This is a genomic window from uncultured Dokdonia sp. (genome assembly GCF_947496725.1).
GTDB lineage: Bacteria > Bacteroidota > Bacteroidia > Flavobacteriales > Flavobacteriaceae > Dokdonia.
This window is the reverse complement of sequence record NZ_CANMDS010000003.1, coordinates 94,413-115,969: the sequence shown is the minus strand read 5'-3', so window position 1 is coordinate 115,969 and position 21,557 is coordinate 94,413. Positions and strand designations below refer to the sequence as shown.

The window sequence follows — 21,557 nt, the reverse complement described above, 5'->3', positions numbered from 1 at the left end:
TCTCGTACATAACTATAAATTAATTCTTAAAAACGGCGATGAGGAATTTAAAAAAACAATCCGCAAACAACTTTTTATAGTTGATGCGGATTTATTTATGATCTAATAGTTCTACTCTGTAATGCTTAATCTATTTAATGTAACAATAACAACAACGTACATTATTAGGTTTACATCACAGTGATACCCTAGATCTATTTCTTAATCAATATACACTTCTAAAAACTTTGCATTCTGAGCAAAAAATGAAGCTTCATCACATTGTGCTGGTAAGAGAATAGTTTCGCCCATAGATATAATTTCTGTTTTATCATTTACAGTTACAGATGCTGTACCCTCTACACACATAAGAATAACAAACGAATCTAGGTTAGTAAATGATCTTTGAAATGTACTATTTACATTAAAGCTATTTGTTGTAAAATAATCACAAGCAACAACATTCTGTGATACATTATCTTCTACTTTGCAATCTTTCTTACACTCTTCAGTAAACTCCTTAGTAGCTGCTACAGACTGGTCTAGGTGTAAATCTCTTTTTTGACCTTCCTTATCTGTGCGATCCCAGTCATATACTCTATAGGTGATATCTGAGGTTTGCTGTATCTCTGCTGCGAGTACCCCCGCTCCTATGGCGTGTATCTTTCCTGCAGGGATAAAATATGCATCGCCTCTTGTTACTTTTTCTTTATTAAATACATCATATACATTATCTCCTGTCACATCACGTAAGATCTCTGTATTTGCATTTTTATCTTTAAGACCTAATATGATCTCTGCTTCTTCTTCGTGATCCATTATGTACCACATTTCGGTTTTACCGTATGAGTTATGATCTCTTTGTGCCATCTCATCATCTGGGTGTACTTGAACAGAAAGATTTGTCTTTGCATCTAGAAACTTTATAAGCAACGGAAACTCATTTCCAAATCGTTCATAATTTGCAGCTCCTACAAATTCACTTGTGTGGTTTTCTAAAAGAGAAACCAGTGATTCTCCCTCGTATAATCCGTTTGCTACCTGTGATATATTTCCTTCTACTCCAGATATTTCCCAGCTCTCACCAGTCGTATCGCTAGTACATTTCTTGTTAAGTACCGATTGTAGTTTAGATCCTCCCCAGATTTTTTCTTGAAGAATAGGCTCAAATTTTATTGGATAGATGTTCATAATAGTAGATTTGATGTGGATAATGATGTTTTATGGGGACTAGGAAACAGTAATTATTATGCTGCTATAGAAAATTCTTGAGACATAGTGTCTAATGCAAATTCTGTAGGGATTGCGCTGGCTGCTGTATTGCTTTGAAAAGCATAGTTCATCCAGATTTGTGTAAGATTCATTGGGATTTGTAAAGCGTCTTTCATTCCTAACTTAGAATCATCTACGTGTACCCATCTCATAAGTGGCTGCTCAAAGATGTTCGTCATTGTATTTTCTTTTCCTAGGTAGCTCTTAAGACGTAAGAAGATCTCAACATCAAACAACCATCTGCTAGTAAAAGCATTGTCATATACTACAGGCACGATGCTTCTTGTAAATACTTTTGCTCCACACTGCGTGTCTCTTATAGGTAATCCTAAGATTAATAAGATAAACTGCTTCACAAATTTTGAAAACATATTTCTCATAAAGTTACGCTCTATCTCACCGCTTCCTAAAGCGTTTCTAGAACCAAAAACTACGAGCTTTCCCTCAGTCTTCAGAGTTTTAACGAGGTCCTTAAAATCTCTGAAGTCTGTTGAGAGGTCTGCATCCATAAATCCTATCGTAGAGATAGTAGACTTGCTGTATAAGAATCTAGCTCCTGCTCTTACAGCGGTTGCTTTACCAGAGTTCTTTTTTACATCTACAATGCTTATTGCATTAGGCGCTTGTTCTTTCATACTATAAAGAACCTCTAGCGTTTTATCTTTACTTCCATCGTTTACAAAACATAGGTGGTAATCGCGGTTTTCTTTAATGAATTTTACAAATGCTTCTGTGTTAAGTCTCTTTTCTTCGTTGTAGCAAGGGATGATTATTCCAGTTTTCATAATGTGTGTTTTTGTGTGTTGTTATTGTTTTACAAGACAAACATACCCCCAGATTGCAGCTATTTTTTTGAATTTTCGATGGCTGGATTCTTTGTATCGACGGTTACCATTCGTCGAAGGATGAACCATTCATCGAAAGAACTATCTTTGAATCAGAATATTAAAAAGGGTATCTTTTCACTCCCAAATGAAACAGTCTAGAACTAACAAATATTTAGTAAGTGCCGTACTCCTCGGAATGATTTTCCACGGGACGGCTATGTTTTTTACTGTAGAGCGCACTTATGACGCTCTTATTCACCTGTTTTTTGCAAATCACTATGCGACTAACTGGTTTGAGCCGTGGAGTTATAGCTGGTATACTGGCTTTACAGTAATGGGATACCCACCACTGGTGCATCAAACTATAGGAGCACTCTCTTATATAGGTGGTCTTAAATTTGGGATGTTTACCGTCGCCCTCACGGGAGTCGTACTATTTATTACTGGAGTGTATCGCTTTACGATGGTGCTTATACCTAATAAAAAGGTCGCTGGTTATGCTGCGGTGCTAGCCGTATTTAGTTCTTCCTTTGTAGAAACGCTCCATATATTTGGGCAACTTCCTAGCATTATAGGTATCTCTGTATTAATGCATTGCCTGCCGGAGATATATCTCTGGGTAAAAACTGCACGCAAACGACACCTCTTTAAAGCACTGGCATTACTCTCGGTAACAGTTACTTCACATCACGTGACTCCTATCTTTGGTATGGTTTTCTTCATATTCCCGCTGTTAGGAATGGTGGTAATGGATGCCGCGAGAGAAAAGGTTAATAGTACAAAAGAGGTGACTGTTATCGCTTTCGCGAAAGCGGTATGGACCCACCTAAGACGCATCATCATATTTGGAGGATGTTCCTTGTTTCTTATCATCACGTGCATCTTACCGTATTGGGTAAATACTAAAAATAATCCCATCACGCAGGTGCCCATACCGCACGGGTCGCGTGACAGCTTTCTTGAAGTACTCTCCTCTGGACTGGTGTTCTTTGTGATCCCTTGGGGACTTTTAATGTTCTTGCTTCCTTATTTCTTTTATAGATATTATAGCAAGCGCCTTCTATTTTTTGGCATCTCATTTACTTTACTTTTTATTTTGGGTACTGGTGGTACTACACCTATACCGCTGGCAATGCTAGGCGAAAATGCCTTTAATATCCTTACACTAGACCGCTTTACATTATGGGCATCTATAATGGCACTGCCGGTTTTTGGCGAATTTTGTTATCGCTTTGTAGAGGGAGATTATAAGGACTACTTGCAAGAAAAATGGGGAACGCTGGTGCATAGAGCATCTGGAGCATTTTTATCACTACTATTTATTTTTATTGCCATTTTTACAATTACCCTAGGAAAATTTAGACCGAGCCAGCCAGATGTAATTAAGATGACGCCTATTGTAAACTTCTTAAATGAAGATGAGCATTATAAATGGCGTTACTTACCACTAGGTTTTGGAGACCAGATGGCGTGGCTCTCTGCACAAACTCAGGCAACCACGGTAGATGGAGATTACCACTCTGCTAGAAGGCTGCCAGAGCTTACCACACGAGCGGTAGAGCGTCTCGAAAACTCAAAATATAGAGGTATAGAAGGAATAGGCTCACTACAGCAGTTTCTTACGGTACCGGAGAAGTATCATTTAAAATATGTGTTTTCTAATGATAAATTTTATGACCCACTACTCTACTTTGCTGGCTGGCACAGATTAAGCTTACTAGAAAACGGTATTATGGTTTGGGAAAAAGCAGGTATTGCTCCCTTACCTAGTGTGCTGCCTAGAGAAGATGCACCGCTAGTTTTAAAGCTTATGTGGGGCATCATTCCATTCTCAACAGTAATACTCGCAATACTATTGCATCTAGGTGCCTTGTGGACGCGATCTTTTAATAGAAAAAATGAGCTTCCATTATATTTTGCATTTGCGGCAAAATACAAGCGAGCACCCTCCTTATTATACTGGGCTTCTATTTTATGGACGATTGTTTTACTCATTATAATAGCCTATGCAGGATATCTATTTTATGTAAAAAACACCACACAACTCTCTGCAAGAAATGTGGTCACGGCCTATTATGATGCTGTAGATTTTAAAGAGTTTGAGCGTGCGCACTCTTATCTTGATCCAGAGAGTGATAAAAAACTCTCCCAGTTTATGCTTGAGATATCAGTCTCAGATGGTCTGTTAAGTTCATATGCAAAGCTAGATAGCTTGCACATAGATATAACCCCTAAGACAGACACAACTGCACAAGGTGTCGTAGATGCCACCTGGATTACACCCCTCAAGGAGATACAAACTCAAGATGAGCTAGAGCTCATTAAGAAGAAAAGCAAGTGGTACATTATACCTCAAAAGGTAGATCCAGACATCCCACCAGAGCAATTACTCATACAAAGTGGCACTAGGTATTATAATCACGGTAAGCGTGCCGTCACCTCAGAGCAAACCTTTCACGAAGATGTACTTAAACAGCCCGTTGTAGAGGTACTCTCTGCAAGACTGGTACAGCTAGACACAACTTATGCTATTGTAGGCGAAATACAGAATGTAGATAATATCCCTGCAGATATCTCTGTGACAGGAGCTTTATATAATGAAGAAAATGAGGAGCTGGCAAGATTTAATGCAAAAGATGTAGTAAAGCATAAACTACTGCCTAAGGAAACAACGCTATATCGTATAAACTTTGAGGGTATTGCTTGGGCATCTGCGCTAGAAGAAAAGCCTACTACCTACGAGCCAGATACATTTACAGAGGTAGATCTTACCGATATCCCAGTAAACTTTGAGGTACAAGTAAGCGCAAACGTAGCAACAACAGATCTTTACCAAGCTGCAGACCTTTTTAATGTCACACAAAAAGACACAACCTTAAATGGTTTTCTCTTTAATACGAGTATAGAGGAAGCGACCATACCACAACTACTCATAGGTTATTATAATGAAGACAAGGAGTTGTTATGGGTAGAAAGCAGATATATAGATGAGAGTGTGCGCCAGCAACGCAAACGCCCTTTTTCTGAAGTACTTTATACAGATGCATTACCTACAGAGGTTGCATCTGGACTAGCTACGGCCTCTGTAAATGGACTACCTAACCAGAGTATCTCTGATAAGGTGGTGCCTCAACGCAATGATGCTGGGACTAACCGTACGTTTATATCTGTAGCAGGTATGCCGTATGCATATATCACCATCATCACAAATAACTATGTAGGTAATCCAAAATAATGAAGCGACACACCCACATATCGCATTTACTTTTATATATGAGTATACTCATATGCTTCGGTATGTCTAGTTGCAAAGAAGAACCCGTTGAAGTAACAGCTACGCCTATAACACTATCTATAAATAACATAGAGGATACTACAGTTACAGAAAAGGGAATCTACATTAGCACGATGGGTGACACTGCTATTGCCACGGGACAGGCTTATCTCATTCTCTCTAGCACCTATGCTACGATTGTTATAGAGCCCGAAGCGATTAATAATACACCACAGTTTTATATTCCTCCTAGTTTTACAAAACGTAGTGGTGTGGTAAATTATAGCCTATATCTTAATGATAATGTTACGCAAGAAGGAAGTTTTAGACTACTATCCAACCCTACTCAACTAGGCACTGTAGAAACTTATCTTGGGCCACGTAGTATTGTTGCAAATGTGCGTGACTACACGATGCTAGTGAGTATCCCTACAGATACACTAGATAACACGCTGCCAGATAATACAGAAGTGGCTCTCAAGTCACAGTTTAAATCTAAAATTACAACTACATCTCACGAGGTTACATCTGGCTTTGTGTGGAAACGTATTTATGCTCCACTCAAGACCGGCCGAGTAAGTACGGGAAGTACGATTGAAAATATTTCGTCTAAGGAGTTGGTAGCAGATGTATTTCCAGATGTTGCTCAAGATTTTACTATCACCGCAAGTAGTAATCACAACTATGCAGATGGTAATGAAATCATCACATTTAATAGTTCGCAAATACGCGATGCACACGGTAATGTAATGACAGACGGGACACTCGTCACCTTTTTTATGACAAATGCTACAGGTGCCCAATGGCAGATTACGGCGAGTACTATAAATGGGTACGCTTTCGCGAAAGCGTTACACCCACACTTCCCTACCACTTGGAATGTACGAGCAGCAGCGACAGGCATTGCACAGAGTAAAACCATTACTCAAGAGTTTACAGCTATCATAGACAGCATCCCAGCACCACAAATCACCGAAAGGAATCTAACTGTAGGCCCACTTACGAGCTACCTAGGCCAGCTAGTGCAAAATGGAATAGACGTACAAGTTACTGTAAACAATAACACCTACAACGGCTTAACCAAAAATGGATCTGCCGTCTTTTATTTAAAAGAAGAAGACTATCCAGCAGGAACATATAATGTAAACGTTGAGACCCTAGGACTCGAGGCTACATACAAAATCACCATTACAGATTGAAAACCAATAAAACGCTATATCGTATCTTAATCTTGGCTGGATTTATTCTCATAAATGCAGGTATCCTCTATGGTATCAGTCAGGTGATTGCTTTTTTAAACACGGGTGCAGACAGAAGTAAGATGCTTCACCTAGATGAAACAAAAGAGCGTCACTATGTCCCTCAGGTTACGTGGGAGTCTATTGAGAATCCTGGTAGACCTATGGAAGAAGCAAACCTTAAAAGCATAGAAGAAGATTATCTAGACGCTTGGTATGTAAAAAATAGAGCTTTTTACACAGGTGAAAATGCTGGAGTTTTTGATCATTTTACAGAGCAAGCCCGCGGAAAGGTTGAGGACTTAATCACCTTAAACAATGAGGCAAACGTATATATAGAAAGTACGACCCTCACCCATCATCTCTCGCTAGAATTTTATAGTGCAGACGGTACACTGGTTGTACTTACAGATCGCAATGTCACAGGTGTAGAACGAGTTTTTAAAAATGAGCAATTTCTAGTAGAGCGCTCTTTTAATGATGATTATAAAATCATACTATTACTGGAAGATGGCTTCTGGAGAGTGCGACATTTTGAAAAAGTAGCCTCACATCCAGTAGATGATGGTGAAAAAGAGACAATCCCGCTTGATCTTGCATTGTTAGAAGGAATTAACTATTACCCACAAGGGAGCCCTTGGGATACCTTTGGAGCTACGTTTAGTAAAGATACCCTCACCACAGATTTTAAAATTATTAATGATCTTAAGCTTAATTCTATAAGAGTCTTTGTTGGGTTTGAGGATTTTGGCAAAGCGCGTGTTCCGCGAGAAAAGCTTGAAAAACTCACATCACTTCTAGATGAAGCACAAGCAGCAAATCTTAAGGTTGTGGTCACCCTTTTTGACTTTTATGGAGATTATCGCATACAAGATTGGACTATTACAAATGCTCATCTATATAGTATCGTAACACATTTAAAAGACCATCCTGCTTTATTAGGGTGGGATATAAAAAATGAGCCTAATCTAGATTTTGAAAGTCGTGGGCAACGCGAGGTATTATCGTGGCTGAGTCAAACGATAGATTATCTCAAAACTATAGATAATACACATCCAGTAACTATAGGCTGGTCTTCTCCAGAGGCGGCATTACATCTAGAAAACAAAGTAGACATTGTCTCTTATCATTATTACAAAGAGCTCAAAGATCTAGGTGCTGCTCACAAATCAATTACAGATGTAACTAGTAAACCTGTGGTTTTACAAGAATTTGGTCTTGCCGCTTATCACGGTTTATGGAATCCCATAGGTCCAGATGAAGAAGACCAAGCGGCTTATTATACTGAGTTTTATAAAACCCAGAAAAGAGATAGTATACACTATCTCTCTTGGACACTTTATGATTTTAGGGATATACCGAGTGAAGTGGCTGGTAGATTACCGTGGCGAAAGAACAAACAGGCTTTTTTTGGAATTGTTAATACACTTGGGGTGAAAGACGATGCCTATTTGGTCATTAAGAACCGGTAATTATGCTGCCATTAATGTGGTGTTTTTTGTTCTTCTTGATGTGCCATTAAAAACATCTATATACATTTGAGCAATACGGCTCATAGGTAATGCTGTAGCTGCTTGATAATTTGCCTTTGCTATTTCTGTTCTGTAAGCGTCGTTTGTTACAAGGTTTTGGATTCCTGTAGCTAGACTATGTAAACTCTCTGGGTTAAAAAACTCACCTCTATATCCTTCTTCTTTTACAAGAATACCTAGATCTCCTAAGTCTGGCATTACTACTGCCTTACCATAACTCCCAGCCTGGTGTAATACTCCTGAGCTTCCCGTAGTAGATGTGTATGGAAAAACAACCATCGCACTTTCTGAAAAGATTACAGGTACATCTTCTTCCTCCACATAACCTGTAAATGTAAGATTAGGAACGTGTTTGTATACTTCTTGAACTTCTGCTAGGTATCCTGGCGTGTTAGGACTATCTGTACCAGCAATTACGATCTCAAGATCACGACCAGTTTGCTCTCTTACGATTTGAACAGCTTCTATAAGTATCTCTACTTTCTTGTAGGTCCCAAATTTTCCGAACGTCATTATTTTTAAAGGACCTGGTGCAACATCATAAGATGGCTCTTCTGGAATCTCAAAGGTACCGTGAGGGATCAGTACACAATTTTTTGCGTTATACTTCTCTTCTAGTATGTCTACATATTTACTGATGGTAAGCGCCACAGTATCTGCTTTAAGTACCACACGAGTAAGCATCTCGCCTATGAAGTTATATGCCTTTATTTTTAATTTATTACTTGTAAAACCTGCACTATCAAGATCTACAGTTTCCATTATATTGTGAAGTAATACCGTTGTTTTTACTCCCATCATTTTTGATACCCAAGGAGAAAACAATCCTAGCGCTGCAGCTACCTTCTTATCTCCAAACTTCATAAATTGTAGGTTATAAAGTACTGCATCTGGTTGAGTTGCTCTTACGGCTTTTGCGATAGAAAATACATTTTTTAAGCTGTTGAATTTCCAACATTGCTTTACTGTAATCTCACATCCATCTTCTTCAAAAGTGATATCTGCTTGGTCTGGAGTTACATCTGTAAGAAGTACCAGTTCTGTTACTTCTTGGTTTTGACGAAAGTGCTTTACTAAGTGGTATGCATATTCGTTTAAAGTTACTTTGCTCGGTGGATAGGCCGTTACGATTGCTAGTTTCATAATATATAGATTTGATGTTGTTATAGTAATTTGTGTTGTCTTATGCTGCTGCCTGGTAATAGTTGGACTGGTTATTAATTTGCGCATATAATTCGGCAACTGCTGGCTCTGGATAGCTGAAAAACTTAAGTGATTTTTGTTCTGAGATTTCGGCTTGTAAGCTTTCTAAAACTCTTACTAGTTTCTTTGCTCCTTTTTTAACCTCACATAAATTTATGATGACATTATCTTCTACAGATAATAATGCTTTAAAGTATCCTTTTACTTCTTGTACGTGTGTGTTTGATACTTTTCCTTTGATACAAGTTACTCCGTAAATGTTGTTTATTTCTAGTGCCATAATGTTTGTTTATAAGTAGTTATGTTTTTTTGATAGTACAAATATGGGACTTTGTTTTCGCGAAAGCGGACGAAAAACGTTTACTCGACCGTTAGTATAGACGAATGGTATTTGACCTTCGATAAACGATTTTGCACTTTCTTACAATTACAGCTCACATAGGCTAAGTCACTATAATGCAGTAACTAAGATTAGATATCACCAGATAGAGATTTGATATAGATAAGGAGTATATAAAAGGATCTTATAGACCTCCCTAATAGGCTTGAGTTAGTCAAAACAAAAACCCTCTCACAAAAGCAAATGCTTATGTAAGAGGGCAACTACAATTTGGGGAAACTGTTACTTTACTTGCATCTTCCAGAAATAAAGTAATTGAGCAATGAGTAAACTTCCCATTGCAACTACTTGGGCTAAAACAACTTCAAACAATGAATCGTGGAATAATATGATTAACACTATTTGTAACACTCCAAAAATGGCAGCAATTACAATAGGTTTATAATGATCTAGGGATAGATAGTAGTAGGCAAAAATGTTAGATAGGGCAAAAAAAGATGTCGCAAGTGCATACCAACCTAATAATGGAGCAATAGACATATACTGTTCTCCAAATAATATTTGTACTGCAAATGATGGAAACAGAAATGTAAATAACACAATACCACTAGCAAGGGCTGTGATGTACCCTACATACTTCATAAGTACAGGTACAGAGTTCTTACCTTCCTTGCGCATAGAAACTACTGTAGGTAATAGTAACATTACAAACATCCAGGTTACAAAGTAAACTACGCGACCTATAAGCGCTAGAGATGCATATAATCCTGCATCATAAGATGGAAAATAGTGTTTTACTAAGAGTATATCACTGTTGTTACAAATGATTTGGGTAAGCTCATAGCACGCAGTAAGTACAAAGAAGTTCATAACTGCCTTGCTCTCTTTTGAGGTAAGGGCAGATTGCACTGCCTTTTTAGACGTTAATTTTTTAAATGGAAATACACCTGCTATAAAAGAGATTGCGATTGCTGTAGCTACCGCGACAGACGATTCTATATTGAAGAAAAGTAATAATGCAAATGTAAGTGCGAGTCTGCATACCATTTCCAATTGATAGGTGATTGATAATGCAATAAAGGATTTACGTCCTTGAAGGTTTCCTCTGTTTACGCTCATTATGAAATAAAGTGGGACTGCTATTCCAAAAATGGTAAACATTACAGAAGATTCTGTTTGAAAAAGTGTTTGCAGCGATCCTGCAAAAACTACAATTGCCGCACCCAATATGATTCCAAAGGTGGTAGCTTGTTTATAAGCTCTTTGTACAAATGCTTCTTGTTTTGACTTGTCAAACTCCGTCGTAAACTTTGCAACTGCTAGCTGAAAAGTCATTGCAACAAATGATAGTACAAGTAGCAAGGTGATAAGTATAGCCGCATCTGCAAAGGCGCCAGGGCCTAGTACTCTACCCAGTCCTAAATTATAGAGGTAGTTTCCTCCATTTACCACAAAGGCACTGAGCATAAATATTTGCTCGGGAGAGAGTATCTTTTTGATTTTGTGTTGTATAGCGATCATAACTAATGATTAATAAGTCATTAACTGGATAACCGGCTTATCTACCTTTCTGTGTACTACACTTAATGTATTACTAGCTTGTGTATTTCTAGCGTTGTGTACTACTCTTAATGTGTTTGAGTTATTTATTACTGTAAGTCCCATAATAGTTTGTTGTTTGATTCTGGTACAAAGATGCAAGCAATTAAGAGGCTTTCGGTTGAAATTTCGATGAGTAGAATTTTACTGTAGACGAGTGGTCGTGTTTTATCTTTAAAGCATATTTTGTGGTTATGTCTCTTTCGCGAAAGTTTAATGTGATACTATATAAGGAGTGGGTTTTGGGGTGTAGAAGGTCTTATGTAAACTTCTCTGTTTCTTACTCGTATTCAAAACATCTCCTCCCGACATTTATATATTTCTCACTCAAACCCAAAAACATCTCCTCCCAGCCTCCTCTTCAAAGAGGAGGAGTGACAACTTGAAGCCCTCTTTGAACTTGCTTCCGACGAGTGAAGTATGAACGAGAGGAAGGCACATTTGGGGAGATGTTGGCAACTAACTTCTCACTCGAACGCAAAACATCTCCTCCCAGCCTCCTCTTCAAAGAGGAGGAGCACACAAAGATGAAAGCCCCTCTTTGAACTTGCCTCCGACGAGTTAAGTATGAACGAGAGGAAGGCACATTTGGGGAGATGTTCGCAGCCATCTTCTAACTCAAACTCAAAACATCTCCTCCCAGCCTCCTCTTCAAAGAGGAGGAGTACACAAAGATGAAAGCCCCTCTTTGAAGAGGGGTTGGGGAGATGTTGGAGGCAAGTGACTTTAGGAACAATAAATAGAACCTTGGGGAGATGTTCGCAGCACACTTCTCTCAAAACTCCACTCACACTCTACGCAACCTCCACCAGTCGACGATAAGTGTCGACGAATTGCAGATACATTAAGATTGAATCCTTTGTATATTGCCATAACTTGCACTTGTAAAACATACGCAATGAGACAACTAACATATATTATTCTTTTCCTATTAGGTGCAACAGCATACAGCCAAGATATGTCTGCAGGTTTCACTTTATTAGAAACTGGGAAATATGAGGAGGCAAAAACATTTTTTGGCGAAGTGCTTGAAGACTACCCAGATAATAAAACGGCAAGACTCTGTTACGGTCGTGCTCTAGGGTTGAGTGGTGAGAGTGGCAAAGCAAGAACACTTTTTACAAACCTAAAAGCAGACTACCCTACAGATTTTGAAGTGGGCTTAAACTATGCCGAGTCTCTTTTATGGGATAGTGATTTTGGCGCTGCAAAAGACTTTTATGAAACCCTCGTTGCCAAAGACAGTACAAGCTTCTCTGCCCTACTCGGTTATGCAAACACGCTTTCTAACCTTAAAGAATATGACGCGGCAATCGCTTATGTAAACAAGGCACTTACCGTACAACCTGGTAATGCAAATGCTGCGGTGTCAAAAAAGTTTATGCGTTTAGGTAAGGCAAACCAACTCACAACTGCCTTTCAATATGATGCGGCAATACAATTACTTAAAAGTGCTCTTGAGGATATGCCTAACGATCAGCAAATCATAAGCGCGCTTGCAAATACCTATATCGCAAAGAAGGATTATGAGAATGCAAACACAATGTACAGCAAGCTTTCTGATACCTTAACATCGCAAGTGGGTAAATCATTAGTTGCTCACTTACAGAAGGACGACAAGCTTGCATTATCACTGGCGCAGGAGAGTATCGCTTTCGCGAAAGCGGACACTACAAAAATCATTACCGCAAACGAGCGCTACATACAAGCACTCATCTGGAACGGAAAATATGCCACAGCAAGAACTGCCATTGCAGATCTTAAAAGCACCTTCCCGACTAATGCGCGCGTGGCTGCCCTTAAGGCAACTTTAGGGATGTACACGGGGACTTTTAAAAAGAGTATCGAGGTGTATAACGGTATCCTTGAGAAGGACAGTGCCTCTTTTGACGGAAATCTTGGGATTGCAAATGCATACCGTGCACAGGGTAATCTGGATGAGGCTTACGCTTTCGCGAAAAATACCTTAACCTTCTACCCTAACCAGAAAGATGCTACTGGGTTAATGAAAACTATAGAAAGTAGCCTCGCTCCCGTGATTGAAACACGAGCTGCATACACCGAAGATAATGGTGATAACCAAGCATACTCGGCTGGTCTTACCGCTACCTTGCCATTTACAAGTAGGTTTAAGGCTATATTTTCTTACAACTACCGTACTACCGAAAATATGACTACAAACACGATGGCTTATAACACAAATGCAAGCCTTGGAGCTCATTATAGAGTCATAAATAATACCTGGCTAGAAGGAACACTAGGGTTTGTAAAAGCAGATGCAGATGCAAATGAGTATACAGATGTAAATGGATCTATTTTTGTAAAGTCAAGACCTTTTCCGCTTCAGTTTTTAGAGGTGGGTTACAGCAGGACGTTACAAGATTTTAACGCCGCACTGCTAGATGAAAAAATCTTTATGAATAACTATTCCCTTAATTACAATATGGGAACAAACATAAATCTAGGGTGGTATACTGGTTTAATGCACACGCAGCAAACAGATGGAAACTCTCGTAACTTACTATTCACTTCTTTATACTACAACTTTACAAAAAACCCAACGCTTAAAGGTGGTATCAATTACCAGTATGTAGGTTTTAAGGATCAAGTGCCTACGTTGTACTTCAGTCCATCAAAATACCAAGCAGTTGAGTTATTTTTAGATCTTACCGGGCAGGCAGGAAAGTGGAGCTATGCTGCAAACGCAGCAGGAGGTTTACAAGTAGTAGAAGATGATGAGGCTACTACCCTTTTTCGCGTAGAAGCCAGAGTACAGTATGCGATATCAAACCGCTTCCAGATGGGTGCTTATGGTAAGTACAGTAACATTGCCTCTGCAACCGCAGCAGGATTTGAGTTTATGGAAGTAGGCTTAAAACTGAGATGGCAAGTGCTTGAAAAAGGAATTATAAAGATGTAATCTTGAAGACGCTATTTGATATTAAAAAAACGCCCAGCTGGGCGTTTTTTTGTTGTTATAACATACAGATTATACTTCTTCATAGTGTTAGTATACTATTAGTTTTAAGAAACATAGAACTACAATATTCATTGTATATTTAGGTCAAACTAACAAGACCGCAAATTAAAGTAAACTAGCAATCTCGATAGGTATTGGGGGCTTCATTCACTTTATTGTGCGCAATTAACTGTAATATCAGAATGCAACAAGTTAAAGATCAACATACAATTCCAAAATGTTACTTAAAAAACTTCTCTGATGATGGATACAGTATATTTCGAAAATTTAAAAAAGTTTCTAAAGTAGAATTAACAAATATTGAGCTAAGGAAACCTACGTCATTAAAAAAAAGCAACCACAAAAGAACATTTCTATACTATTGACAAGGGAACTGAACCAATGGTTGTTGAATCAATATTTTACTCTAGAGAAATAGAAAACTATTATCCAAAATATTATGAACTATTAATCAACCCAAAAATATCAAAATTAGAATCTCTTGACGATAGATCAAGAATTTTAATGTGCCTCTTATCTCTTCATTGTCGAACACCGAAACAATTCAATTATTTCTTTAAATCAGTTCCAGAAAGTTTTCAAAATAGAATTGATTTAATAAAAGAAGATTACAAAACGAGTCATATTGGAAATACACTCATTGACTTTATTCAAACACACGAGTACAAAACAATAACAATAGTAAAAATAGTTGATAACTCTGAATTTATAACAAGCGACAACCCCCTTTTAATACTTAATCCCAAAGGAGAGTTAATTAACCATAAATTCAAGGAACAGTTTAATAAAGAGAATGTTATATTAATACCTCTTGACCCTAAGCATTGCTGTATTTTAAAAAATGCTAATGATAAAAATGGAATTAGTTTAGATGGGAAATTGTACTATAATAGAATTAAAAGAACAGAGGCAAATTGCGATTTCGTTTGGGAAATAAATGCAAAAATGATTAAAAGTGCCGATTTAGAATGTTTTGGAAGAGAGAATTATTTAAAAACCTTTTTTAGTGTTTATAAATTTATTGATTAAATGCAGTCGCTAAGTTAAAACACAAGCCTAGTCCAATTCTCCTCAATAAGTACTTCTAAGTTAATCTTAACCTATAATTTTCATTATAAGGACTTCCTGAGTTTATGAAGATAAAGACTTGTTTTAACAGCTTGTTTAACACTGCGTTAAGATCTTTTATTTCTCTTACTTGAGGTATGCTTTCGCGAAAGCGCAATCAGCAATGTAGTATTCTCGTTTAGAAGTAGATTTTACCCCACCCCACAAAAAAAGCCACCACCGTCCCCGGTGATGGCCAAACATCAAATCAAATCAAAAAAACTACTTACTTATCTCTTTATGACAAACTTGCCACTGTGTTGTTGTGAGGCACTATCTACTAGTTTATAGGTATAGATGCCTGTCTGTAGGTTTGGAGCTGTGTATACAGCTGTTAACCCTCCATTATTTGTTGTTATATCTTGCGTGTCTACTATGCGTCCTAGCATATCTACTACTGTGATTTGTACCGTTGCACTTGGTTTTGCTAGGCTTATCGTAGTTTCTCCTATAAAAGGATTAGGATAGTTTGTTAAGGCTAGCGCCTCTACTGTAGCATCTACATCTTCTACCGAAAGGGCTTCTGAGTTTGCAAATCTTATGTCATTAAGGAACATCTCTTTAGTTTGTGTTGTTCCATCTTGAGATACCATTGTAAATACTATCGTTACAAGATCATCAAGCACTAGTGGTGCACCAGAGCCGTTTACAAAGTTCTCTAGTGAGAAGTCTATCTCTTGATAGCTATCTGTAAGCTCAATGGTTGCTTTGTACTGTTCTTCCCAGTTTTCTATGCTTGCTTTTACAAAGGTTACTTCTAGGTTACCCGTTCCTTTTACACTCATCTGTAGTGCGTTATAGTTACTTACATCTACTGCCTGAAAACGTGGAGTAAGTGCTCTGTAAGCTCCTACATAACTCGTTGTTGTTGCTGTGAAGGCAAGGTTACGCTCTATAGCATATACCTCATCACTATAGGTATTCTCATTTTCTGTAATCTCATAAGAGAGTACTTCTGTACCATCTTGCGAAGCATCTACTCCCCAAGGCCCATCAGATAGAAATAAGTCATCTGGTGTGTTTATACCATCTCCTATTCTAAAGCCTATGTCAAATAAATAACCTGTGTCAATAGTAACTTCTGTGATGTACTGTTCTCCTAGATCTATTATAGAGGTAGTTGTCACGAGATCACTTGTCTCTGTAGCTCTTATACCTGCATCAAAGGTTACACTCTCTGTTGCATTTGTGTTTACAATCTGTAGTTGTAATGCACCATTTGTATAGCTACCGCTTTTTACAAAAACTGTAGGTGGTGTTGTAACCTCATAAGATGTTACTGGTTTTTGTACTTCAAGTAAGTTTAATAATTGTTGTCCTAGTTTATGAAGGTCATCTATTGAGTTTGCCCATATTTGGAAGTTATAAAAGGTTACCTCTTCTTCATAGCGATCTAGATTCCAGTGGCTCTCTACGGCAAACTCTGCTCCGTTATTTACTTCTTTCGCCGAAAGGCTTAAAACAAATTCTACACTGCCGTCTATATTTCTTATAAGGGATTTGATAAACTGCTGTCCATTAATCTCTATGGTAGACACAGAGGTAAGCTCTGCTCCTAGTAAACGATCACAGATATACTTAGTGTGCTCATATACGCCATTTTCAGTTTTGAGTGCTAGTATAGAAGCGGTAGAGATATCATTTTTAATATAGTCTACAGCATATACTTCTGTAGCATTTGTAATATCAACAAGGTCTTCTGGAGTAGACTCTACTACATAGTCTTCATTTATTTCTTCTAGAGGGATAAAATCTTGTAGTGTAAATGACTGTGCATTTCTCACTCCATAGTTTGCTGTTTTTTCTTTAAGTGGGGCTAGGTCTTTATTAAATGTATAGCTCTCTTTTGCACGGTTAAAATTACGTTTTGCAATTGCATTAGATAATCTATTGTTACTCTCAAGACCGCCCTTATTTCCAGTAGAAGCTTCTGGATCTATAGTTGCACAGTCTCCATATCCAGAGCAAGATGGATCTTCACAATCTGTAAGACCGTCTCCGTCATCATCTATACCGTTATCACATATTTCTTGTAAAACTGGTGCAGTAGGGCAACGAGCGCCATCATTACTATTACTAGATGGTCCAAAAGCAAAGAGGTTTGAATCCATACTATTACTTCCCGTTAGGTCTTGCACACTTTGTATTACATAGATAGTTCCTGTCTGGTTTGCAGAGACATAAAATCTCCCTGATGCATCAAAATATACAGCACCATAGGTGTATTTAAGACCAGATAAGATAGGTACTTCTCCAAGTGACTGCACTACTCCATTTTCTGGATTAATACGGTATAGTATGTTTGAATTTTTTTCTACAGTATATAGTTGATTATCTACTGCATTAAAAGCCCAGTCGTGCACGTTAATGCTTTGTGATAGCGTCTCTGTGCTTAAAAACTCTGTGTATGTACTTGAGGTTGGGTCTAAGTCTACTTTATAATACGTACTACCTCCAGCTTTAAAATAATACTGTCCCGTAGCGCTTATGTCTCCTATATACTTATTACCCGTGGTAAGTGCATCTATAGTAAAAACGGTTGTGCTAAAGTCTTGACCTATTCTCACAATAGATTTTGATGGGCTAGATAAATACCCCCATATAAAACCATCTGCAGGGTTATATGCTGCAGCGTTAATGTTACCAGTAGTTATATTTTCGGCCGCTAGAAAAGAGTTTCCAGAGGCTAGGTCTATCGCATATACATCATTATACTGAAATAAGTATGCACTGTAATCACAGTTAAATGGAGTGTCTTGTGCACTTACATTAAAAGTACATACTAAGCAAGCTACTAAGAAAACTTGTTGTGCTAGTGAGTAAAGATTTGATTTCATTATGCTTCTATGGATTTGATTATAGAAACAAAATTAGGTCGTTTATACTCTGTATTTTTTAATTTTCGATAGCACTAGTCGTGATATCGACGAGTGGTAGTTTACTGTAGACGAATGGAAATACCTAAATTACAACAAGTTGAGTCGCTTCATAAGTTCTGGTCTATTAGAACGACTTATAGGGATTACATCTCTTGCTATGAGGACGCTATTATCCTCAATATCAACTATTTTCTTAATATTAATGATATAAGAGCGATGTACTTTTAAGAACAAGCTGTCTGGCAGTTTTTCTTCTATCTTTTTAAGTGTAGAGTGTACTGTATAATTCTTCCCTTCGGTTTTTATGAGTACGTAGTCGCCTTTTGCCTCGATAAGAAATATGTTATCAAATACAATCTTTATGAGACGCCTGTCTATATTTACATACATCTCTTTTTCTGACTCTTCTTGCTTTGCTTCTTGTACAACAGGAGCTGCTTTTTGAACCACAGGTGCTTTAAAGCTTTCTACCTTTTGCATTGCCTTAAGGAATCTAGGTAATGTAATAGGTTTTACTAGGTAATCTACAATACAATCGTACTCAAAAGCCTCAATAGCAAAGTCACGGTCTGAAGTGGTGAGAACAATCTTTGGCGGATTTTTAAGCGAGTCTATAAAGTCAAAACCCGTAAAATCTGGCATATGTATATCCAAGAATATAAGATCGACCTCGTTTTTATTTAAAAACTTAATCGCTTGCATCGCGTTAGGGAAGTCATCTACTACAGTAAGGTTATCTACTTGACTACATAAATGCGAGACTATAGTTCTCGCAGCAGTTTCATCATCTACAATTATACAATTCAACATATGAGGCATTTATTGTTGTATATGCAATTTACAGATTATAAATCTTTTATAAAATCTATGACGCTATTTAAGATGTCTTTAAATGCTTGTTCCAGGCGTGTGTTATCTTCTTTAAGTTCGGCTTCATAAGTGATGGCAAGTTCGTACCCATCTACGAGGCCTACTATACCTAGCTTGTGCTTGATTTTATGTACGTTTTCTGCCGCTTTCGCGAAAGCGGAATTTTTCATATTCTCTTCATATTCTGCGATCTCCACAGGAAGCTCTGCTTGTACCACCCCGATGAGTACTTTTTCAAAAGATGCGTCTCCACCTGAAAGTTCTTGTATGTAGCTTAGATTAGGCTTTTCCATTTATGTAGTATGTGGTAATGTAAAATAAAAAGTTGTTCCTACTCCTTCTTCGCTCTCAAGCCAGATCTTACCGCCGTAAAAGTTTATAATCTTTTTTACTATGGAGAGGCCTATGCCGGTACCTGAGGTATTACTATCTAATTTTTGGAAAATCTGAAAAATTTTCTCAAAGTAAGCTTTGTTGATACCCTTACCATTATCTGCTATTTTAAATCTGGGAGCCCGAGCGACTATCTCGCAACTTATGGTCACCTTACCTTCTGGTTTATCCATATTTGCAATGGCATTACCTACGAGGTTCTGAAATAATTGCTGGATTTTTACCTTATCTGCCACGATCGCGGGTAGCTTTTTTATAATCACCTCAACATTACTAGGGACAGCTTGTAGATTTACTACTTCATCTAGTAATGCATTAAGATCTATCTCTCGCTCTTTGCGTAAGTCCTTATCTATAGAGGAGTAGCTCAATATACCAGAGATGAGGGCATCCATCTTTTCTAGATGTGATACGATGAGTTTTATTTGCTCTTTACCGTCATCACCCAGTGCCTCTTCATAATCTTCTTGTAGCCAGCTTATGAGAGCTTCTATGCTACGTAGTGGTGATTTTAAGTCGTGAGAAACGATATGAGCATAATCGTTAAGTTCTTGATTTTGTAATGCAAGTTCTTGTAATAACAACTCTTGATTTTCATTAACTCGTATAAGCTCTTCTGCTTGCTCACTTATGTACTCTGCTAGGTTTCTCTCCTCTGCATTCTCATCAATATTATCTGGATTTGCTTTATGAATTACAGCTTGTAACCTATCTAGTAATGACTTTTGCTGAGCTGTTTCTTGTCTTAATAATTTATTTGCCTCAAAAAGCTCTTCTGAACTGAGCATCATTGCTCTCTGAGTCATTTTGAACTGATTGTCTAAGGTGTCATAAGAGCCACTAATAGCATCCATAAACACAGCTAGATCTTCTCTATCTTTTAAGTCTTCTGGGAGGTATTTTCGTATTTGTCTTTTTAAGAGCGGGTTCATCTATTCGCTTATTAAAGTGATAGTCATTGTCTGGTTATGCAATTTGCAACTTTGCTCACCATAAAATGGTGCAATCTCACCATAAGAATACATACCGGCTATGGTGGTATCATTACCTATCACGCTCATTACCTCCTCTACCTCTTCTTCTACACGCTGGTCTAGTACGAGTTTACGCCCTATGCAACTTATAAGTAGCGCAAGCTCTGGTGGTGTTTTTCTTCCTTCCATCGCTCTACTTGCTGCAGTCTCTGATGCAATGGCTATGTTATCCATATTAGTCATCATAAGTTGTACTGTAGCCTTCTCAGGAACATCACCAGCAAGTATCATCGCATTTTGCTCCTCATCTATATTAAGTATGGTGCGCACAAAAGATTGTTCATTTTCCTGACTTTTCACATTGAGCGGGTATATGAGTGCAGACCCAGGTAACTCCTCTGCTTTATCTCCTAAGTATCTCTTGTATAAATCTAATGCTGGTTTCCCATCTATTTCATAAAGAACGTTTCCTTCAGACTTAGTAATAAGTCGCTCTGGACCAAAAGGCGTCCAGCCACCATAGATTGAAAAGGAGGCTTCAAAGGTTTCTCCATAAAAACCTATGACTATAATCTCTCCCTCTTTGGGTTGCTGGTTATATGAAGCAAGCGTTCTCTCAAAACGAGCATCATCACCACAAAGACCTCCAGTGATAAGAACTTCTGGTGCGGCCTCTTGCATTCCTTTTGTAAGTGCAGATCCATTTACAGAGCTACCTTCAGAAATTACAAAAATGTGCTTAAGCCCCTCTTTACTCAGCTTTTCTACCACAGTTCTTCCCGCTTGCTCACTATCATTATGAGCTTCTATAATAGACGTTGTTTGTACTTCAAATCGCGTCTTTTCAAACTCAATTGCTGTAATTGTAATGTGCTCATCATTTACCGCACCAGCAACAATCTCACCACTAGAAGAACCAAAAATGAGGTGGCCATCTGGAAACAGTGATCGTACTTCTTCATAAATAGCAGCATCCTCAAGCAAATACCTGTTACCAAAAACGAGAACCAAAGGCGATTTTAATGAAACATTTTCAGACAGGTACTGCCATTCTTTATCTTTTTGTCGCTGTAACTGTACTGTTTTCATA

15 protein-coding genes and 1 pseudogene are annotated in these 21,557 nt (G+C 38.0%); 5 read left to right on the top strand and 11 right to left on the bottom strand.

Annotation, left to right across the window (positions count from 1 at the left end; translation table 11 throughout):
• Nucleotides 1–201 precede the first annotated feature (201 nt).
• Complete coding sequence (locus Q0948_RS07350) at nt 202–1,170, bottom strand: type I phosphomannose isomerase catalytic subunit (protein WP_298351088.1); 969 nt, start codon at nt 1,168–1,170, stop codon at nt 202–204.
• 56 nt (nt 1,171–1,226) lie between these two features.
• A complete protein-coding gene (locus Q0948_RS07345; protein ID WP_035336596.1) occupies nt 1,227–2,036 on the bottom strand; it encodes a dolichyl-phosphate beta-glucosyltransferase in 810 nt (269 codons plus the stop codon).
• Between the two features lie 187 nt (nt 2,037–2,223).
• Here Q0948_RS07345 and Q0948_RS07340 point away from each other — a divergent pair, with 187 nt between their 5' ends.
• The 3 genes from Q0948_RS07340 to Q0948_RS07330 are packed head-to-tail and all read left to right on the top strand — an operon-like array spanning nt 2,224 to nt 8,062.
• On the top strand, nt 2,224–5,313 hold the full coding sequence (locus tag Q0948_RS07340) for a hypothetical protein (protein WP_298351092.1): 3,090 nt from the start codon (nt 2,224–2,226) through the stop codon (nt 5,311–5,313).
• A 38-nt stretch (nt 5,314–5,351) separates the two neighbouring features.
• Entirely contained in the window at nt 5,352–6,551 is a 1,200-nt protein-coding gene (locus Q0948_RS07335; RefSeq protein WP_298351095.1) for a hypothetical protein, read from the top strand.
• Complete coding sequence (locus Q0948_RS07330; protein ID WP_298351098.1) at nt 6,548–8,062, top strand: glycoside hydrolase family 2 TIM barrel-domain containing protein; 1,515 nt, start codon at nt 6,548–6,550, stop codon at nt 8,060–8,062. The genes Q0948_RS07335 and Q0948_RS07330 overlap by 4 nt, the downstream gene beginning before the upstream one ends.
• On the opposite strand, the gene Q0948_RS07325 is transcribed toward Q0948_RS07330, so the two are convergent.
• The 4 genes from Q0948_RS07325 to Q0948_RS07310 form a co-directional block, all read right to left on the bottom strand.
• On the bottom strand, nt 8,063–9,265 hold the full coding sequence (locus Q0948_RS07325) for a glycosyltransferase (protein ID WP_021779323.1): 1,203 nt from the start codon (nt 9,263–9,265) through the stop codon (nt 8,063–8,065). It abuts the gene before it with no gap.
• A gap of 40 nt (nt 9,266–9,305) precedes the next feature.
• Complete coding sequence (locus Q0948_RS07320) at nt 9,306–9,605, bottom strand: hypothetical protein (protein ID WP_298351102.1); 300 nt, start codon at nt 9,603–9,605, stop codon at nt 9,306–9,308.
• 342 nt (nt 9,606–9,947) lie between these two features.
• Complete coding sequence (locus Q0948_RS07315; RefSeq protein ID WP_298351105.1) at nt 9,948–11,186, bottom strand: oligosaccharide flippase family protein; 1,239 nt, start codon at nt 11,184–11,186, stop codon at nt 9,948–9,950.
• Nucleotides 11,187–11,195: 9 nt separating this feature from the next.
• Nucleotides 11,196–11,330, bottom strand: coding sequence for a hypothetical protein (locus Q0948_RS07310; RefSeq protein WP_262485442.1), 135 nt, complete (start codon nt 11,328–11,330; stop codon nt 11,196–11,198).
• 832 nt (nt 11,331–12,162) lie between these two features.
• Here Q0948_RS07310 and Q0948_RS07305 point away from each other — a divergent pair.
• Both Q0948_RS07305 and Q0948_RS07300 read left to right on the top strand, forming a co-directional pair.
• Nucleotides 12,163–14,184, top strand: a complete 2,022-nt coding sequence (locus Q0948_RS07305; protein ID WP_298351110.1) for a tetratricopeptide repeat protein — start codon at nt 12,163–12,165, stop codon at nt 14,182–14,184.
• Between the two features lie 399 nt (nt 14,185–14,583).
• Nucleotides 14,584–15,273, top strand: a pseudogene (locus Q0948_RS07300) (DUF4238 domain-containing protein); the annotation flags it as partial.
• Nucleotides 15,274–15,581: 308 nt separating this feature from the next.
• Here the strand turns inward: Q0948_RS07300 and Q0948_RS07295 are convergent.
• From Q0948_RS07295 to Q0948_RS07275, 5 genes are all read right to left on the bottom strand, one after another.
• Nucleotides 15,582–18,188 carry a T9SS type A sorting domain-containing protein gene (locus tag Q0948_RS07295; RefSeq protein ID WP_298351113.1) on the bottom strand — a complete coding sequence of 869 codons (2,607 nt, stop codon included), beginning with the start codon at nt 18,186–18,188 and terminating at the stop codon, nt 15,582–15,584.
• Nucleotides 18,189–18,317: 129 nt separating this feature from the next.
• A complete protein-coding gene (locus Q0948_RS07290) occupies nt 18,318–19,037 on the bottom strand; it encodes a LytTR family DNA-binding domain-containing protein (RefSeq protein ID WP_298351391.1) in 720 nt (239 codons plus the stop codon).
• A 38-nt stretch (nt 19,038–19,075) separates the two neighbouring features.
• Nucleotides 19,076–19,393, bottom strand: coding sequence for an Hpt domain-containing protein (locus Q0948_RS07285; protein WP_298351116.1), 318 nt, complete (start codon nt 19,391–19,393; stop codon nt 19,076–19,078).
• Nucleotides 19,394–20,425, bottom strand: a complete 1,032-nt coding sequence (locus tag Q0948_RS07280) for an ATP-binding protein (protein WP_298351118.1) — start codon at nt 20,423–20,425, stop codon at nt 19,394–19,396. It lies immediately after the preceding gene.
• Nucleotides 20,426–21,556: an FIST N-terminal domain-containing protein gene (locus Q0948_RS07275; RefSeq protein WP_298351120.1), complete on the bottom strand. Its 1,131-nt coding sequence runs from the start codon at nt 21,554–21,556 to the stop codon at nt 20,426–20,428.
• Nucleotide 21,557 lies beyond the last annotated feature (1 nt).

Bases quoted from the DNA above. Each gene is read 5' to 3' on its own strand.
- Q0948_RS07315 (WP_298351105.1), bottom strand. From the start codon at position 11,186: ATGATCGCTATACAACACAAAATCAAAAAGATACTCTCTCCCGAGCAA.
- Q0948_RS07340 (WP_298351092.1), top strand. From the start codon at position 2,224: ATGAAACAGTCTAGAACTAACAAATATTTAGTAAGTGCCGTACTCCTC.
- Q0948_RS07310 (WP_262485442.1), bottom strand. From the start codon at position 11,330: ATGGGACTTACAGTAATAAATAACTCAAACACATTAAGAGTAGTACAC.
- Q0948_RS07305 (WP_298351110.1), top strand. From the start codon at position 12,163: ATGAGACAACTAACATATATTATTCTTTTCCTATTAGGTGCAACAGCA.
- Q0948_RS07295 (WP_298351113.1), bottom strand. From the start codon at position 18,188: ATGAAATCAAATCTTTACTCACTAGCACAACAAGTTTTCTTAGTAGCT.
- Q0948_RS07345 (WP_035336596.1), bottom strand. From the start codon at position 2,036: ATGAAAACTGGAATAATCATCCCTTGCTACAACGAAGAAAAGAGACTT.
- Q0948_RS07320 (WP_298351102.1), bottom strand. From the start codon at position 9,605: ATGGCACTAGAAATAAACAACATTTACGGAGTAACTTGTATCAAAGGA.
- Q0948_RS07275 (WP_298351120.1), bottom strand. From the start codon at position 21,556: ATGAAAACAGTACAGTTACAGCGACAAAAAGATAAAGAATGGCAGTAC.
- Q0948_RS07325 (WP_021779323.1), bottom strand. From the start codon at position 9,265: ATGAAACTAGCAATCGTAACGGCCTATCCACCGAGCAAAGTAACTTTA.
- Q0948_RS07280 (WP_298351118.1), bottom strand. From the start codon at position 20,425: ATGAACCCGCTCTTAAAAAGACAAATACGAAAATACCTCCCAGAAGAC.
- Q0948_RS07285 (WP_298351116.1), bottom strand. From the start codon at position 19,393: ATGGAAAAGCCTAATCTAAGCTACATACAAGAACTTTCAGGTGGAGAC.
- Q0948_RS07350 (WP_298351088.1), bottom strand. From the start codon at position 1,170: ATGAACATCTATCCAATAAAATTTGAGCCTATTCTTCAAGAAAAAATC.
- Q0948_RS07335 (WP_298351095.1), top strand. From the start codon at position 5,352: ATGAGTATACTCATATGCTTCGGTATGTCTAGTTGCAAAGAAGAACCC.